Source organism: Brevundimonas sp., from assembly GCF_036677305.1.
Classification (GTDB): Bacteria; Pseudomonadota; Alphaproteobacteria; order Caulobacterales; family Caulobacteraceae; genus Brevundimonas.
Window position 1 is genome coordinate 33,662 of sequence record NZ_JAKFEB010000183.1, and the last position, 14,531, is coordinate 48,192.

Genomic DNA, 14,531 nt, shown 5'->3' on the forward strand with positions numbered 1-14,531 from the left:
CAGGGCCATGATCGATCGCCGCTCCCTGCTCGCCACGTCTCTCGCCCTCGCGGCCTGCAACCGCTTCGCCTCCGCCCGCACGCCCGGCCCCGAAGCCGCGCCGCTGAAGGATCTCGCCCCCTTCCCCTTCGGCGCCACCGGCATGACAGGTCAGCTGTCGGACCCGGTCTGGGTCGCCCAGATGCGCAAGCACGTCAGCCAGCTCACCCCCGAGTGGGAGCTGAAGCCCGAACGCATCCTGCAGCCCGACTTCACATGCGACTTCTCCGCCTCGGACCGCATCGTCGACTGGGGCCGCGAACAGGGGATGCGGGTCCACGGGCACACCCTCGTCTGGTACTCCCAGGGTCAGGACGCCTTCACCGACGATCTTCCCCGCGCCCGTTTCGCCGCCGAATACGACCGCTATGTCTCGACTGTCGCCGGGCGTTATCGCGGCCGGATGGCCGGCTGGGACGTCGTCAACGAGCCGGTGGCCGAGGACGGCGACGGCCTGCGCGACTGCCATTTCAGCCGGGCCCTCGGTCAGGAAGGCTACATCGTCCGCGCCTTCGAACAGGCCCGCGCCGCCGACCCGGAGGCGGTCCTCTTCCTCAACGAATACAATCTCGAGAACATTCCGCGGAAGGGCGCGACCTTCCTTCGTCTGGTGGAACGCCTGCTCGCCCTCGGCGCCCCCATCGGCGGCATCGGCACCCAGTCCCACCTCGACATCGAGATCCCCGCCGGCCAGATCGCCGCCTTCTTCAAGGACGCCGGCTCCCTCGGCCTGCCGATCCATGTGTCCGAGCTGGACTTCTCCCTGCGCTCCGACAACCGCCTCGACACCCGCTCCCTCGCCACGAAGCGCGGCCAGCAGGTCGCCCGCGTCGGAGAACTGGCTGCGGCCTTCATGGCCTTGCCCGAACGCCAGCGGTACGCCTTCACCACCTGGGGCCTGCGCGATACGGACAGCTGGCTCCTCCGCCCCGAAGGCAAGGGCTGGACGGACGACAGCCCGCTCCTGCTCGATGCGAACGGTCGGGCCAATCCCGCCTATGCCGCGGTGGCGGACGCGTTCCCGGGCCGAAAGCCCGCCTCAACCCGGCCTTGAGGTTTGTGCTATAGTCTCCCACCTGAGACCCGAGCCCGCCCCGAAAGCCGATCGAATGTACGAGACCCCCGAACTGGACGACGACGCCTTCGTCCGCACCCACGAGATCCGCGTCCATGACGCCGAGGCCTTCGAGGGCATGCGCAAGGCCGGCCGTCTGGTCGCCGAGGCCCTCGACATGATCACGCCGTTCGTGGTCCCGGGCGTGACCACCGGCGAGCTCGACGATCGCATCCGCGAGTTCACCCTGGACCACGGCGCCCTGCCCGCCTGCCTCGGCTACAAGGGCTACGAGAAGACGATCTGCACCTCGATCAACCACGTCGTCTGCCACGGCATTCCCGGCGACAAGGTTCTCAAGGACGGCGACATCGTCAACATCGACCACACCGTCATCGTCGACGGCTGGCACGGCGACTCCAGCCGCATGTATCCGGTCGGGAACATCAACGCCCGGGCGAGGAAGCTCATCGACGTCACCTATGACTCGCTCGACGCCGGCCTGGCCATGGTCAAGCCGGGCAACACCTTCGGCGACATCGGCTACGCCATCCAGCAGGTGGTCGAGGCCAACCGCATGTCGGTGGTGCGCGATTTCTGCGGCCACGGCATCGGCCGGCTCTTCCACGACAGCCCCAACGTCCTGCACTACGGCCGCCGCGGCGAGGGGGCGACGCTCAAGACCGGCATGTTCTTCACCGTCGAGCCGATGGTGAACCTGGGCAAGCCGCACGTGAAGGTTCTGTCCGACGGCTGGACCGCCGTGACCCGCGACAAGTCCCTGTCGTCCCAGTGCGAGCACACCATCGGGGTGACCGACACGGGTCTGGAAATCTTCAGCGCCAGCCCTGCCGGTCTCTTCCGCCCGAAATTCTGACCGGCCGACCGCAGCGGCGAACCGCTGGACGTTCCTTTTTTGTTCTGGCATCGTGCGCCCCTTCGTCCGGAGGTCGCCATGTCCGCCGTATTGCCCTTCCCGATAACGGCTCCCGCGCCGCGTCAGGCCGCGCCGTCCGCCGATGTCGTCCCTATCCGGGGCGCCGGCCTGTCTGGCCATCGCGAACGCCTGCGCGACCGCGCCCGCGGCGCCGGCCTTCCCCACCTCCCCGACTACGAGCTTCTCGAACTGTTCCTGTTCCGCAGTCAGCCGCAGGGTGACGTCAAGCCCGTCGCCAAGGCCCTCCTGGCCCGGTTCGGCTCACTGGCGGCGGTGCTGGCCGCCTCCGTCGAGGACCTGATGACCGTCCGCGCCGAGGACGCGAAGGGCCGGATCAGGAGTGTCGGCGCCGAAACCGCCCTCGACCTCGCCGCCCTGCACGAGGTCGCCCGCCGCGTCACCCGCGAAGAGGCCGCCGCCCGCCCCGTCATCTCATCCTGGACCGCCCTGGTCGCCTATGTCCGCCTGAGCCTCCAGCATGAGCCGCGCGAACAGTTCCGCGTCCTCTACCTCGACAACCGCAACCAGTTGATCCTCGACGAAATCCAGAACCGCGGCACCGTCGACCACGCCCCCGTCTATCCGCGCGAGGTCGTGCGCCGGGCGCTGGAGTTGTCGGCCAGGTCCATGATCATCGTTCACAATCACCCCTCGGGCGATCCGACGCCCTCGCGGCCCGACATCGAGATGACGCGGCTGGTGATAGAGGCGGCCCGGGCTCTCGGCGTCGACGTGCATGACCACCTGGTCGTCGGCCGCGCCGGCGTGGCCAGTTTCAGGCAACTGGGCCTGATCTAGGCGTCGGCGCAGCCTGACGGTCTCATTGCGCGAACGCGTCGCTGCGCGGCAGTTGCAGGTGGAATGTCGCGCCATACACCCTGCCGCGCGAGGCCCAGAGCCGCCCGCCGCAGGCCTCGATGATGATCCGGCAGAGCGAAAGGCCCAGGCCGACGCCCGTCGGTTTGGTGGTGAAATAGACCTCGAAGATCTGGTCCAGCGCATCGGGCGCGATGCCGGCGCCGTTGTCGCTGACCTCGAGCAACACAGCCGTGCCTTCCGCCGCCCTGGAGCTGACCGTTATCTTGCGACGTCGGTTCTTCACGCTGTCGAGGGACTCGATCCCGTTCGTAATCAGGTTGACGAGCACGCGCTGGATCTGGATCGGGTCGGCCAGAATGGGCGGCAGCGTTTCATCCAGCGAGAGTTCCAGTGAGACCTTGTGGGCGGTCAGGTCACGGTCCATCACCAGCGCGGTCTCGCGCACCAGATCGTTGAGGTTGAACTGGGTTCGCCCGCCCCGACGCTGGCCGAACATGGCCCGGATGCTCTTGATGACGTCGGACGTCCGATGTTCGGCCTCAAGAACCGCGTCGAACGCCCCGATCGCACTCGGCACATCCGGGGGCGTGACCTCGAGCCGGCTCCGGCCCATCCCCGCCTGGAGGCGAATGGCCGTGAGCGGCTGGCCGATTTCGTGGGAGATGGCGGCGGCGACCGCGTCCAGGGACATCAGCCGGGCGTTGCGTTCCCGGTTCCGTCCGATCGTGGCCAGAGCCAGCCGCGCATAGAGCCGGTTGGATTCTGCGATCAGGGCCAGCATCACAATGAGGTGTGAAAACACCGACACGATGAAGAAGACATACCAGCCGGCAGTGAACCGGGCGGAGAGCATCATGACGGTCAGCGTCTCGATCACCCAGCACGCCACGGCGACGAGAAGCCACATGTCGAGCACGGATTTGCGCGCTCGGAACAGCATGATCCCGGCGGTGGCGAATCCCGTGAGCAGCGCGGCTTGATACCAGACTGCATGGGAATAGATGACGTCGGATCGGTTGAAGAAATAGGCTGGAAGAAAGTCTTTTCCGACCGTCGTCAGCAGCGTAATCGCCGCCGCAATCGCGACTGCGGCGAGGACCCACACGCCGACCCGAATGGCGGGTCGTTCTGTCCCCGGGACGGCTACGGCCTCTTCCCGCTTCAGCCAGACATAGAGAATCACGACGAGCGGAAAGACCCATCGCCTTCCGTAGGCGAGCCATGCCGCCGTGCTTGTCCCGGCGCCGAGCAACCCTTCGGGGGCGAAGGCGCCCGGAAAGGTCAGCCCGTGCGCCACGACCAGCAAGGCGGTGACCGCATATCCGGTGCCGAGGACGACAAGCGCTCGGGATCGAAAGACGGACGCCTGGGCGTAAAGCAGGGTCGCGGTTATCGCCTCCCCGAGAAACATGATCGCGTCGATCGTCGGGGCGAATGCATTGAGGGCGGGCAGCGGAACCGCGCGCAGGGGCCAGATCAACGGCAGGGTGACCCCCACCAGGCAGACGATTCCGATGCTGAGCCGTATCTGTCGCCGATCCGGCGGTGTGTCGAAAAGTCCCAACCGATTGTGAGGCACGCCCGCGTCCCCCCCGGATAAAGGCGCCCAGGCCCGTCCAGGAAGGCTAGCGTGAAAATTTCTTAACACCTAGCGCGTTCCCTGCCCCTGCCCCTGCCCGGCGGCTCCTTGATCCAGCGTTCAGCGCCATTTCTGCTACGGTCGGCCAGATGAACGGAACAGCGGTAGAGGCGGCGCGAACGCCTGACCGACAGCGAAGAGGATCCATCCTGTGCCCGACCTGCCGGTCAGAAATCTGATCATCCTCAACCAACCGAAGCGACCATGAGCGCGCAGACCCGCAGGGCCGTTCTGGGCGCCGCGCCGCTCGTCGCCGTCGCCGGATCGGCGGCGGCCCGGGATCGCACGCCTGACGTCATGGTCTCCACCTGGGATTTCGGCGCCGCGGCCAACGCCGCGGGCTGGGCCGCGCGTCAGGGCGGAGGTTCCGCGCTGGACATGGTCGAGGCCGGAGGTCGCGTGGCCGAGGCTGACGAGAGCAACACCTCGGTCGGTCTGGGCGGCCTGCCTGACCGCGACGGCCGGGTGACCCTGGACGCCTGCATCATGACCTGGGCGGGCGACATCGGCGCGGTCTGCGCGCTGGAGGACGTCGTCCACGCCGTCTCCGTGGCCCGCCGGGTCATGGAACGCACGCCCCACACCATGCTGGTCGGCGCCGGCGCGCGGTCGTTCGCCGTCGATCAGGGCTTCGAAACGCAGACCCTGCTGACGCCCCGCGCCGAGGCGGCCTGGCGCGAATGGCTGAAGACCGCCGACTACGCCCCGCGCCCCAACAGCGAGAACGCCGACTGGAGGGGAACCCCTGGCGGCCCGGGCAATCACGACACCATCGGCCTTCTGGCGATCGGCGCGGACCAGCGCATGGCCGGCGCCTGCACCACGTCCGGCATGGCCTTCAAGATGCGCGGCCGGGTCGGCGACAGTCCGATCATCGGCGCCGGCCTCTATATCGACGACGAGATCGGCGGGGCCACGGCCACCGGAGTCGGCGAGGACGTGGTGCGCGTGACAGGCTCCCATTCGGTGGTCGAGGCCATGCGCCACGGCTTCGACCCGACCGCCGCCTGCCGCGCGGTGATCGAACGCCTCGCCCGCCTGCGGGGAGCGAAGGTCGCCGCCTCGCAGGTCGCCCTGCTGGCGCTGGACAAGGCCGGACGCGCCGGCGCTTTCGCCCTCCAGCCGGGCTTCACCTACGCCGTCACAGACTCCGCCGGCCGCACCCGCATCGAACGCGCAGGAGCCCTGTTCGCATGACCACCCTCGTCACCGAACGCCTGACGCTGGCCCCCGTGACCCTCGCCGATCTCGACGACCTGGTCGCCCTCTGGGCCGATCCAGCCTTCGCCACGGCCATCTTCCCCGCGCCCCTGAGTTCGGAGGATGTATGGTTCCGGCTGCTGCGCGACATCGGTCATTGGGAGGCGCTCGGCTACGGCAACTGGGCCATCCGGGAAACCGCGACAGGCGCCTATGTCGGCAGTGTCGGCGTGCTGGACTATCGCCGCATCATGACCCCGGCGTTCGACGCGCCCGAGCTCGGCTGGGGGGTCGCGCCGCGCTTCCAGGGCAAGGGCTTCGCCTTCGAGGCCCTGTCCGCGGCCCTCGCCTGGTGCGACGACACCCTGAACGCCCCCCGCACCGTCTGCATGATCTCGCCCGACAACGCGCCGTCGCATGCTCTTGCAAGGCGAGCCGGCTACGTCCCCTATGTCGAGACCGCCTACAAGGGCGCGCCGATCGTCTTGCTGGAGCGGACGGCGGCGTAGCCAGCCATTAAGGTTTACGCGGCATGATCCCGGCTCCATCCGGGGACCGCGCCTTCCATGCCCATGCCTGTCGAAACGCTTCGCGGCCATCTGACCGAAGCCTTTCCCGACGCCGAGATCGTCATCGACGATCTGGCCGGCGACGGCGACCATTATCGCGCGCGTATCGTCTCCACGGCCTTCGCCGGTCTTCCCCGCGTGCGCCAGCATCAGCTGGTCTACGCCGCGCTGAAGGGAAAAATGGGCGGCGAACTACACGCGCTGGCGCTCGAAACAGCCGCGCCGGCGGGAGACTGAGACCATGCGCTACCGTCCCTTCGGCGTCGCCGGACAGGCCGTTTCGGCCCTCACCCTCAGCCTCGGCGCCCGCGACATCGCCGGCGGCCCCGAGGCCGGCCGCGAACTCGTCTATTCTGCGCTGGAAGCCGGCATCAACAGCTACCGCCTGGAAACCGCCGATCCCGTGCTCGCCGAGGTGCTGGGCCAGGCGCTCAAGCACGTCGACCGCAAGCTGGTTCAGGTCTCGCTGACCCTCGGGGCCGGCGACGGCCGCCGCGGCTCGGACCGCGACTTCTCGGCCGAGGGCATCACCTCCGCCATCGACAAGGCCCTGCACGCCTCCGGCCTCGGCTGGTTCGACATGGCCCTGCTGGACGAGCCGGTCGACAATGAACTGCCCCAGTCCACCCTGAACGCGCTGAAGGCCCTGCGCGCCACTGAACGCGTGCGTCTGCTGGGCGTGTCCGGCGACGGCGACGTCATGGACACCTATGTCTCCACCGGCGCCTTCGACGTGCTGGCGACGCCCTTCCACGTCAACGCCAGCTGGCAGATCCGTTCGCGCCTGCGCGCCGCCCGCGAGCAGGACATGGCCATCTTCGTCTACGGCTATTTCCCCGACAGTCTGAACACCGCGAAGAAGGCGGCCACCGCCCACGTCGAGAAGAAGCGGGGCCTGTTCGGTTTCGGCGGCCCCAAGGTCAAGGAAGGCCCCCTGGCCCACGCCGGCACCTTCGCCTTCCTGCACCGCACGAACAACTGGACCGCAGAGGCTATCTGTCTGGCCTACGCCCTGACGGATCCCTCGGTTTCCAGCGTCCTGATCGAGGCCAGCGACATCGAGCGGCTGAACAGCCTGTCGCTGGTCCCGGACCGCGACATGCCGCCGGGCCTGGCCGCCCAGATCGAGATGGCGCGGGTCGCCGGAGCCAAGGCGGCCTGACGTCGCACGCCCCTTGACCCCCTGCCCCCGGGCCCATACCTGACGGCCTTCACCGAGAGGCCAGTATCCCCGTGACCGACCAAGCCGTGACTTCCGCCGCCGGCGCTGATCCCGTCCACGCCTTCATCGGCGAGACGGTGAAACAGCACGACGTCGTCCTGTTCATGAAGGGCACGCCCGACGCGCCGCGCTGCGGCTTCTCCTCTCTGGCGGTCCAGATCCTCGACCACATCGGCGCGAATTTCGTCGGCGTCGACGTGCTGCAGGACGAAGCCCTGCGCGACGGCATCAAGACCTTCAGCGACTGGCCGACCATCCCGCAGCTCTATGTGAAGGGCGAATTCGTGGGCGGTTCGGACATCGTGCGCGAAATGTTCAATGCGGGCGAACTTCAGACCCTGATGGCCGACAAGGGCGTGGCCCTGGGCGAAGACGCCGAGGCCTGATGGCGCGCGCGGTCCTTGAACCCCGCGAGGACCGCGAAATCTTCGTCGTCCCGCTGACGGTCCTGCCCGAACACATCGACGACAACGGCCATGTGAACAATGTGGTCTATGTCGGCTGGCTCCAGGACGCCGGCACGGCCCACTGGAACGCCCGCTTCGACAGCGAAACCCGCGCCCGCTGGTCCTGGGTCGCCGTCCGGCACGAGATCGACTACTTCCGCCCCCTGCCTCCGGAAGCTCAGGGCGTCGCGGCCCGCACCTGGGTCGGCGATCCGCAGGGACCGCGCTTCAACCGCTATGTCCGCATCGAGGACGGCGAGGGCCGGCTGTGCGCCCAGGGCGTCTCGGAATGGGTGCTGGTGGACGCCGCGACCATGCGGCCGCACCGTATTCCGGCGACGATGGTTCCCGCCTTCGAGCGGCGTTAGCCCGGCGGCAGCTGGTACGGGTTCTCGACCGACAGGCGCGTGCCGTCCGCCAGACCCAGTTCCTCGAACGACCAGCGCATCTCGACGCCTTCGGGCTGTACCTGACGGCAGCGGTCTTCCTTGATCCGGCGCAGGGTGATGATGGGCCCGTCGCTGGACTGGCGCACCACCGGCTGGATGTCGGCCTTGGCCGTGCAGCCGTTCGAACTGACCCAGAAGGCGGCCTGGTTCTGGGCGATGACCGCGGCGTGAACCGGCTCGACATGGCCCGGCAGCGCCGCTGTTTCCGGCATCCGGGGCTGATCCGTGAACTGCCGCGCGATCACGCAGGCCGACAGCAGGGGGCAAAGCGCAAGCAAGGCGGCGGCTGTCGCGATCAGTCTCATCCCCGGCCTCCTCGCCAACCCTGGACTCCGGGAAATACGCCTGTTCGCGGCGCGGCGAAACCCGCCCCCTGTGCGAAACGACCGTGTCGAGGGACGGCCTTGCCGACCGGGCGCTTCGGCCCGACCTTTGCCAGCGGGTCTCAAACCGTTAGGCTATCGACGGTCGGCCAAACAAGGCGGGCGGCGAAACGGCGACGACGATGGCGGATGACCGGCCGATCCGACGTCCCAGACGGAGCGCGAAGCCCGGCGAGCCGCCGACGACGCCCGCCCGCAAGGATGAGCTGAAGACCGCGAGATGGCGCATCACCGAGGCCGGCGCCGCGGTCGCGGCCTTCCTGCTTTCCCTGAGCATCTTCCTGCTGGGGACCTTCCAGTCGATCCGGGGCTCCGAGATTGTCCTGCTGCCTCCGCAGTATGTTTACCTGTATCGGGACGCCCCGACGCCTTCCACCGATGTCCTGATGCTCGCCGTCGAAACCGGCATGATCAACACCGCCCGCGCCGACTATGGCGATGTCGCCATACAGGCGTATGCGGAGATCGCGGGCACGCAGGCCGCCGTGGCGCGGTTTCCGTATGACGGCTCGCTCGACCCGGTGACCCTGCCTGTCGGGCTGGATCGCACCGCCGACTGCCCCATCGACGCGCGCTGCGTCCCGGCGACCGGCCTCGGGCCGCCCAAGCCCGGGCGGATGGGCCTGATGGTGATCGAGCGGAGGCCAGAGTTGCTGACCGTTCCCGGCGGGTCTTCGAATTCCGTTTGGCTCGGATTTTCGTTCGCCAACTGTCGCGGCCAGTCCACGACCTGCGATCGCTACTCGAGTTTCAAAGATGCGCTCAAGCAACTTCGGCGCGCGCCCGATCTGTCCTTTCGCGTAACGCTGGACTTTCACTCGGACGGGCGTAAGACAATTCTATGCGCATTCGATCGCGAGGGCGCCACGAGCCGACGGGAGTTTCTGGATTTCTTGGAGGAACGAGGATGGGCTACCTTAACGTGTCGTCGAGAATTGCGGCCCTGAGCCTGGGCTTGCTGGCCCTGGCCGGTTGCCAGGACGCCGGCCAGACCTCCGGAAGCACGGTGCGATTGCCCGTCAAGGATCAGATGGCCTTCGTGATCTGTCCCGGTGACAGACGATGCGGCCAGATGGACGAAACCGCCGTAGGGGCGTCGACCTGCAGCCTCCAGCGCACCCACTACAGGTTCCAGTGCGGTCCCGAGAATCTGCCGTGCCCCGGAAAGGGCTGCCCTACGGGCGAGCCCGGCATCGAAGCCCAGGCGTGCCGCATCACCGAGGCCTTCATCGATGTGAAATGCCGCAAACCGGCGGACGGCAGTCCGTCGGCGGGCCCCGCCGCCGCGACAGCGCAACCCGCCCCCGCCCCCGCTGAAAAAACGGAATAGGGGGCGCCGCTGCAGACCGGTCACGAAAAAGGGCCCCGGATCGCTCCGGGGCTCTTCTGTTTTCCGGATCCCGCCGGGGCGGGACACCGTCCTTACGAGGAGTAGTATTCCACGACCAGGTTCGGCTCCATCTTCACCGGGAACGGCACGTCGGCCAGTTCCGGCACGCGGACGAAGCGGACCGAGAAGCCGCGGTCGCCCAGCTCGATGTAGTCGGGGATGTCGCGTTCCGACGACTGCTGGGCTTCGAGCACCAGCGCCATGTTGCGGGACTTTTCCTTGACCTCGACGACGTCGCCGACCTTCAGACGGTACGACGCGATGTCGACCTTCTTGCCGTTGACGGTCACGTGGCCGTGGCTGACGAACTGACGGGCCGACCAGACGGTCGGAACGAATTTGGCGCGATAGACCAGGGCGTCCAGGCGGGACTCCAGCAGGCCGATCAGGTTCTCCGAGCTGTTGCCCTTGCGGCGCGAGGCTTCCTCGTACGTCGCGGCGAACTGCTTCTCGGTGATGTTGCCGTAGTAGCCCTTCAGCTTCTGCTTGGCCTTCAGCTGCAGGCCGAAGTCAGAGACTTTCGACTTGCGGCGCTGGCCGTGCTGGCCGGGGCCGTACGAGCGTTTGTTGACGGGGGACTTGGCGCGACCCCACAGGTTTTCACCCATGACCCGGTCGAGTTTGTACTTGGCGCTATGGCGCTTGGACATGTGTCACTCTTCTCATGATGCGGCCCGGTCCCTCCCCAACTGGAGAGACGATCTCAACGGCGGTCCACGCATCGTCCGTAGTGGTTCGCGCGTCCGGCGGGCCGGATGCGTGAGGGCGGGCTTATGACGGCCACGCCCCGCAGAGTCAAGGCTGGGCGGTCGTTTCAGGAACCCAGACGAAGCCGTCGTCCTTGCGCTGGAACCGGCCCAGTCCCGGGAAGGGGAAGTGCACGCCGTAGACCCGCAGCGACCCGGCCGCCCCGCGCTCCAGCAGACCCTGACGCGTCGCCACCCCCGCGGCCCCGTCGGTGTCCCAGCCGTTGACCCAGTCGGGCCGCTGCACCGAGATGACCGAGCTATGCATGGCGTCGCCGATATACAGCAGCCGCTCCGCGCCCGAGACGATCTCATAACCCGAATGCCCCGGCGTATGGCCGGCCAGCGCCACGGCGCTGATCGAGGGCGTCACCTGGGCCCCCGGCGCGAAAGGCTGGACCTTGGGCGTCACCGCCGCCAGCAGGGCCGCTTCACCGGCCCTGGCGGCGCCGGCCTTCATATATTCCCACTCCGGCTCGCTGATGCGCACCGCCGCGTTGGGGAAGGTCAGCGAGCCGTCCGCCCCGACCAGGCCGCCGACGTGGTCGCCATGCGCGTGCGAGATCAGGACATCGGTGACCGTCGTCGGATCGACCCCGGCGGCCCGCAGGGAGCCCACAAGCTTGTTCTGCGTGCCCATTCGCCCGCCCGCGCCGGTGTCGATCAACACCACGCGCTCGCCGTCCCGCACCAGCAGCGGCTGGACCGACAGGTGAATGGCGTCCCCGGGCTGGCCCGCGCCGGTCAACACGGTCCGCGCCCCGGCCGTGTCCGACCAAGGGCTTTCGTTCGCCGCGTTCGGAAGGACGATCTCGCCGTCCCTGAGCGCCACCGCCTCCAGCGCCCCGATCCGGAAGGCGTGGGCGTCGGGGCTCTGAACCGTCGCGGGCGTCGTTGCGGCCGGCGAGGCGGACTTGTCCGCCTCGGGCGAACAGGCGGTGATCGACGCCAGGATCAGCGCGGCGGCGGCGAGGCGGGCATGCACGTTCATCGGTCGGCTCTCCGTGGGCGGGATACGGCAGCCATTGAAACAGGCCGCCGCATCCCTCGCGCCATTGCGGAACAGGAAATTCCGGCGATCAGCTCGCCGCGGCGAACAGTTCGTTGGCCTTGTTCCAGTTCACCACCGTCCAGAAGGCCTTCAGATAATCAGGCCGGCGGTTCTGGTATTTCAGATAATAGGCGTGTTCCCAGACGTCGGCGGCCAAGACCACGGCGCCCCGCTCCTCGGCTACGTCCATCAGCGGATTGTCCTGGTTAGGCGTCGAGGTCACCTTCAGCTTGCCGTCCTGGACGATCAGCCAGGCCCAGCCCGAGCCGAACTGGCCGGCGCCGGCGGCGTTGAAGGCTTCCTTGAACGTCTCCAGCCCGCCCAGATCGCGGTCGATGGCGGCGGCCAGTTCGGCCGAGGGTTCGCCGGTCTCGCCGACGGGGGCCATCAGCTCCCAGAACAGGCTGTGGTTCCAGTGTCCTCCGCCGTTGTTGCGCACGGCCTTGGGGGCTTTCGAGATCGAGGCGAACAGTTGTTCCAGCGTCTTGCCCTGCAGGCCGGCGTCAGCGGCCACCGCCTCGTTCAGCTTGTCGACATAGGCCTGGTGGTGCTTGTCGTGGTGGAAGGTCATCGTCTCCTTGTCGATCGCCGGCTCCAGGGCGTCATAGGCGTAAGGGAGGGGCGGAAGCGTGAAGGCCATGGGGAGGCTCCTTTGGCGACTGGACAGGTCTGCATGTAGGCGCCCGGACGGCAGGCCCAAGCGTCAGCGACGGATTTCATCGGTCTTCAAACGCTTGCATCCGGGCAATAGCTGCACGACGGTGCAAATGGTTAAGCTTCGGGGAAGCGGGGGAAACGGCATGCGAACGCGAAACACGTTGATCGCCCTGGCGGCGGCAGGCGTCGGTCTGGGCGGCTGCACCAGCGACCCGGCCTTCTGGGATGCTGTGGCCACGGGTCTTGACCAGGCGGCCTACGACCTGGCCAACGAACCGGTCTGCACCTGGTACACGGACCGCTTCGGCGTGCTGCAACAGAGTTGCGTCCCGGCCTATGCCGTCAATGCGCCGACCTACTATCCCGTGTCGCAGTACGGGGACCAGGATCGCGATCGGGACCGCCGCGATCGCGGAGACCGGGACGGCCGTCGCGATGGACGCCGGGATCATGATCGGGATGACCGCCGCGACCGGGACGGACGACGGGGTCCCAAGGGCGAGTGAAGCCTCAGCCCTGCGGCAGATGCGCCTTCAGGCAGTCCCGCACGGCGCGCCTGAGATCCCCCGTCGAGGAGGCGAAGTCCACGCCCTCGGCGTCGAAGACGGCGCGCACCGCCGCATCCAGCCCGTTGGCCAGCGCCGCCTGGACCCGGGCCTCGCCCTTCGGATGAAGGCAGAAGCCGACTTCCACGCACAGGGCGGCGAACATCGGGGCGTAGTCTGGGGCGCTGGTCTCGGTCATTCGCCCTGCTAGCACAAAACTCAGGGCAGCAGGCCGCTCAGCCAGTGCATTATGTTCAGCCCGAACTGCGCATTGCCCGGCGCCACGTTCATGCCGAACCGCGTCTCGGGCCGGCCGTCCGGAAAGCGGACGACCTGGGCTGACAGCATGCCGGCCTCGCCCAGCACCACCACCCGTCCCTGTCCGTGATCGAACGCCAGGGCCTGCGCCGGCAGGGCGGGTGTCGAGAACTCCTCAAGGGCGGCCGCTCGCGCCGCGCCGCCGTTCAGCCGTTCGGCCAGCGCCTGAAGCGTCGGCAGGTCCCGCGCCTCACGCGCGCCCAAGGTCATCGGCAACAGCGTCACCGCTTCCGCTGGCCCCTGCAGGGACTGACCCGTGAAGGCGGTCACGCTCGCAACCCGCTCATCGGCGCTTCGCCCCGCGATGATCGGATGATCCCCGAACGCTTCCGCCGGATAGGTCAGGTTGGTGGTCAGGTCGCCGTCGTCGGTCATGGCGAAGGCGTAGCCCTTGCCCATCCTGACCCCGAAACGTATCGCCAGCGCCTCGGCCGCCGAGCCGAACGGCGTATGATCGGCGATCAGCAGCAGTTTCCCGCCACCTCGCACCCAGGCCTCGACCGCCTCGATCTCGCTCGCGGTGAAGGGCGAACCGCCATCGGACGGTCCCGCGTTGGCGATCACCATCACTCCGACCCGGTCCAGCCCACCCGCGTCGAAGGCCGCGGTCCCGCCGCGCACCTGATAGCCGTCCGCCCGCAACAGCGCGACGAACGGAGCGTAACGGCCGTCGACGGTGTGGAAATTATTGTGCGCTCCGTCGATGACGACCACCGGGCCGTCCGCGGCGAAGGCGGGCCGGGCCACCGTGGGATGGAAGTCCGGATCGGTCATCTGCTGCGCCGCGGCGGGCGCGGCGACGGCGAGGGCGATCAGGCCGAGGGCAAAGGCGAAACGTCTCATCGAAACCCCTCCGGTTTGGCCCACCCTACCCCTTCAGACGCGCCGCATGGAAGGCGACATGGTCGCCGATGAAACTGGCCATAAAGAAGTACGAGTGGTCGTATCCCGGCTGCATCCGCAGGGTGATCCTCTGCCCCGCGGCCTCGCCGGCCTGAACCAGCAGATCGGGCTTCAGCTGTTCCGTCAGGAAGGGATCGGCATCGCCCTGGTCGATCAGGATGTCG

At 68.0% G+C, this 14,531-nt stretch carries 19 protein-coding genes and 1 pseudogene; 12 read left to right on the top strand and 8 right to left on the bottom strand.

All coding sequences use genetic code 11. The features are described 5' to 3' along the window. The first annotated feature begins 7 nt into the window (after positions 1-7). The 3 genes from V6M42_RS10830 to radC all read left to right on the top strand — a co-directional run bounded on the left by V6M42_RS10830 (position 8) and on the right by radC (position 2,828). Positions 8-1,093, top strand: a complete 1,086-nt coding sequence (locus tag V6M42_RS10830) for an endo-1,4-beta-xylanase (protein WP_332678475.1) — start codon at positions 8-10, stop codon at positions 1,091-1,093. Between the two features lie 55 nt (positions 1,094-1,148). Next, entirely contained in the window at positions 1,149-1,970 is an 822-nt protein-coding gene (gene map / locus V6M42_RS10835) for a type I methionyl aminopeptidase (RefSeq protein ID WP_332659368.1), read from the top strand. 78 nt (positions 1,971-2,048) lie between these two features. Next, positions 2,049-2,828, top strand: coding sequence for a RadC family protein (gene radC, locus V6M42_RS10840; protein WP_332659369.1), 780 nt, complete (start codon positions 2,049-2,051; stop codon positions 2,826-2,828). Positions 2,829-2,850: 22 nt separating this feature from the next. On the opposite strand, the gene V6M42_RS10845 is transcribed toward radC, so the two are convergent. Continuing rightward, positions 2,851-4,347, bottom strand: a complete 1,497-nt coding sequence (locus V6M42_RS10845) for an ATP-binding protein (protein ID WP_332678476.1) — start codon at positions 4,345-4,347, stop codon at positions 2,851-2,853. 345 nt (positions 4,348-4,692) lie between these two features. Here V6M42_RS10845 and V6M42_RS10850 point away from each other — a divergent pair, with 345 nt between their 5' ends. The 6 genes from V6M42_RS10850 to V6M42_RS10875 all read left to right on the top strand — a co-directional run bounded on the left by V6M42_RS10850 (position 4,693) and on the right by V6M42_RS10875 (position 8,293). Then, positions 4,693-5,685 (top strand): N(4)-(beta-N-acetylglucosaminyl)-L-asparaginase, encoded by a 993-nt coding sequence (locus V6M42_RS10850; protein ID WP_332678477.1) that lies wholly within the window; start codon positions 4,693-4,695, stop codon positions 5,683-5,685. After that, the gene (locus V6M42_RS10855) at positions 5,682-6,197 is read left to right on the top strand and encodes a GNAT family N-acetyltransferase (RefSeq protein ID WP_332659373.1); all 516 of its coding nucleotides are present in this window, start codon (positions 5,682-5,684) and stop codon (positions 6,195-6,197) included. Before V6M42_RS10850 ends, V6M42_RS10855 begins: the two co-directional genes overlap by 4 nt. 57 nt (positions 6,198-6,254) lie before the next feature. Next, complete coding sequence (locus V6M42_RS10860; protein ID WP_332641087.1) at positions 6,255-6,494, top strand: BolA family transcriptional regulator; 240 nt, start codon at positions 6,255-6,257, stop codon at positions 6,492-6,494. A gap of 4 nt (positions 6,495-6,498) precedes the next feature. Then, positions 6,499-7,419, top strand: a complete 921-nt coding sequence (locus V6M42_RS10865; RefSeq protein ID WP_332659374.1) for an aldo/keto reductase — start codon at positions 6,499-6,501, stop codon at positions 7,417-7,419. A gap of 71 nt (positions 7,420-7,490) precedes the next feature. After that, positions 7,491-7,865, top strand: coding sequence for a Grx4 family monothiol glutaredoxin (gene grxD, locus V6M42_RS10870; RefSeq protein WP_332659375.1), 375 nt, complete (start codon positions 7,491-7,493; stop codon positions 7,863-7,865). Then, complete coding sequence (locus V6M42_RS10875; protein ID WP_332678478.1) at positions 7,865-8,293, top strand: acyl-CoA thioesterase; 429 nt, start codon at positions 7,865-7,867, stop codon at positions 8,291-8,293. The genes grxD and V6M42_RS10875 overlap by 1 nt, the downstream gene beginning before the upstream one ends. Here V6M42_RS10875 and V6M42_RS10880 read toward each other — a convergent pair. Continuing rightward, a complete protein-coding gene (locus V6M42_RS10880) occupies positions 8,290-8,679 on the bottom strand; it encodes a hypothetical protein (protein ID WP_332678479.1) in 390 nt (129 codons plus the stop codon). The two genes, V6M42_RS10875 and V6M42_RS10880, sit on opposite strands and share 4 nt — an antisense overlap. Before the next feature lie 200 nt (positions 8,680-8,879). Between V6M42_RS10880 and V6M42_RS10885 the strand changes: the two genes are divergently transcribed. Further along, the gene (locus V6M42_RS10885) at positions 8,880-9,704 is read left to right on the top strand and encodes a hypothetical protein (protein WP_332678480.1); all 825 of its coding nucleotides are present in this window, start codon (positions 8,880-8,882) and stop codon (positions 9,702-9,704) included. Further along, complete coding sequence (locus V6M42_RS10890) at positions 9,680-10,087, top strand: hypothetical protein (protein ID WP_332678481.1); 408 nt, start codon at positions 9,680-9,682, stop codon at positions 10,085-10,087. The genes V6M42_RS10885 and V6M42_RS10890 overlap by 25 nt, the downstream gene beginning before the upstream one ends. Before the next feature lie 92 nt (positions 10,088-10,179). Here V6M42_RS10890 and rpsD read toward each other — a convergent pair whose 3' ends face one another. The 3 genes from rpsD to V6M42_RS10905 all read right to left on the bottom strand — a co-directional run bounded on the left by rpsD (position 10,180) and on the right by V6M42_RS10905 (position 12,584). After that, entirely contained in the window at positions 10,180-10,797 is a 618-nt protein-coding gene (gene rpsD / locus V6M42_RS10895; protein WP_332659380.1) for a 30S ribosomal protein S4, read from the bottom strand. Between the two features lie 145 nt (positions 10,798-10,942). Further along, positions 10,943-11,884: an MBL fold metallo-hydrolase gene (locus V6M42_RS10900; protein ID WP_332678482.1), complete on the bottom strand. Its 942-nt coding sequence runs from the start codon at positions 11,882-11,884 to the stop codon at positions 10,943-10,945. An 88-nt stretch (positions 11,885-11,972) separates the two neighbouring features. Beyond that, positions 11,973-12,584, bottom strand: coding sequence for a superoxide dismutase (locus V6M42_RS10905; protein ID WP_332678483.1), 612 nt, complete (start codon positions 12,582-12,584; stop codon positions 11,973-11,975). A 160-nt stretch (positions 12,585-12,744) separates the two neighbouring features. On the opposite strand from V6M42_RS10905, the gene V6M42_RS10910 reads away from it, so the two are divergent. Further along, positions 12,745-13,107 carry a hypothetical protein gene (locus tag V6M42_RS10910; protein WP_332678484.1) on the top strand — a complete coding sequence of 121 codons (363 nt, stop codon included), beginning with the start codon at positions 12,745-12,747 and terminating at the stop codon, positions 13,105-13,107. Between the two features lie 4 nt (positions 13,108-13,111). On the opposite strand, the gene V6M42_RS10915 is transcribed toward V6M42_RS10910, so the two are convergent. The 3 genes and pseudogenes from V6M42_RS10915 to V6M42_RS10925 form a co-directional block, all read right to left on the bottom strand. Beyond that, entirely contained in the window at positions 13,112-13,345 is a 234-nt protein-coding gene (locus tag V6M42_RS10915) for a hypothetical protein (protein ID WP_332678485.1), read from the bottom strand. 20 nt (positions 13,346-13,365) lie between these two features. Continuing rightward, entirely contained in the window at positions 13,366-14,307 is a 942-nt protein-coding gene (locus tag V6M42_RS10920; protein ID WP_332678486.1) for a DUF4350 domain-containing protein, read from the bottom strand. Between the two features lie 25 nt (positions 14,308-14,332). After that, positions 14,333-14,531: pseudogene (locus V6M42_RS10925) on the bottom strand (S-formylglutathione hydrolase); the annotation flags it as partial.

Coding starts and splice junctions, on each gene's coding strand:
- V6M42_RS10830 (WP_332678475.1), top strand. CDS start 8: ATGATCGATCGCCGCTCCCTGCTCGCCACGTCTCTCGCCCTCGCGGCC.
- map (WP_332659368.1), top strand. CDS start 1,149: ATGTACGAGACCCCCGAACTGGACGACGACGCCTTCGTCCGCACCCAC.
- rpsD (WP_332659380.1), bottom strand. CDS start 10,797: ATGTCCAAGCGCCATAGCGCCAAGTACAAACTCGACCGGGTCATGGGT.
- V6M42_RS10915 (WP_332678485.1), bottom strand. CDS start 13,345: ATGACCGAGACCAGCGCCCCAGACTACGCCCCGATGTTCGCCGCCCTG.
- V6M42_RS10855 (WP_332659373.1), top strand. CDS start 5,682: ATGACCACCCTCGTCACCGAACGCCTGACGCTGGCCCCCGTGACCCTC.
- radC (WP_332659369.1), top strand. CDS start 2,049: ATGTCCGCCGTATTGCCCTTCCCGATAACGGCTCCCGCGCCGCGTCAG.
- V6M42_RS10900 (WP_332678482.1), bottom strand. CDS start 11,884: ATGAACGTGCATGCCCGCCTCGCCGCCGCCGCGCTGATCCTGGCGTCG.
- V6M42_RS10880 (WP_332678479.1), bottom strand. CDS start 8,679: ATGAGACTGATCGCGACAGCCGCCGCCTTGCTTGCGCTTTGCCCCCTG.
- V6M42_RS10910 (WP_332678484.1), top strand. CDS start 12,745: ATGCGAACGCGAAACACGTTGATCGCCCTGGCGGCGGCAGGCGTCGGT.
- V6M42_RS10860 (WP_332641087.1), top strand. CDS start 6,255: ATGCCCATGCCTGTCGAAACGCTTCGCGGCCATCTGACCGAAGCCTTT.
- V6M42_RS10885 (WP_332678480.1), top strand. CDS start 8,880: ATGGCGGATGACCGGCCGATCCGACGTCCCAGACGGAGCGCGAAGCCC.
- V6M42_RS10875 (WP_332678478.1), top strand. CDS start 7,865: ATGGCGCGCGCGGTCCTTGAACCCCGCGAGGACCGCGAAATCTTCGTC.
- V6M42_RS10865 (WP_332659374.1), top strand. CDS start 6,499: ATGCGCTACCGTCCCTTCGGCGTCGCCGGACAGGCCGTTTCGGCCCTC.
- V6M42_RS10850 (WP_332678477.1), top strand. CDS start 4,693: ATGAGCGCGCAGACCCGCAGGGCCGTTCTGGGCGCCGCGCCGCTCGTC.
- V6M42_RS10920 (WP_332678486.1), bottom strand. CDS start 14,307: ATGAGACGTTTCGCCTTTGCCCTCGGCCTGATCGCCCTCGCCGTCGCC.
- V6M42_RS10905 (WP_332678483.1), bottom strand. CDS start 12,584: ATGGCCTTCACGCTTCCGCCCCTCCCTTACGCCTATGACGCCCTGGAG.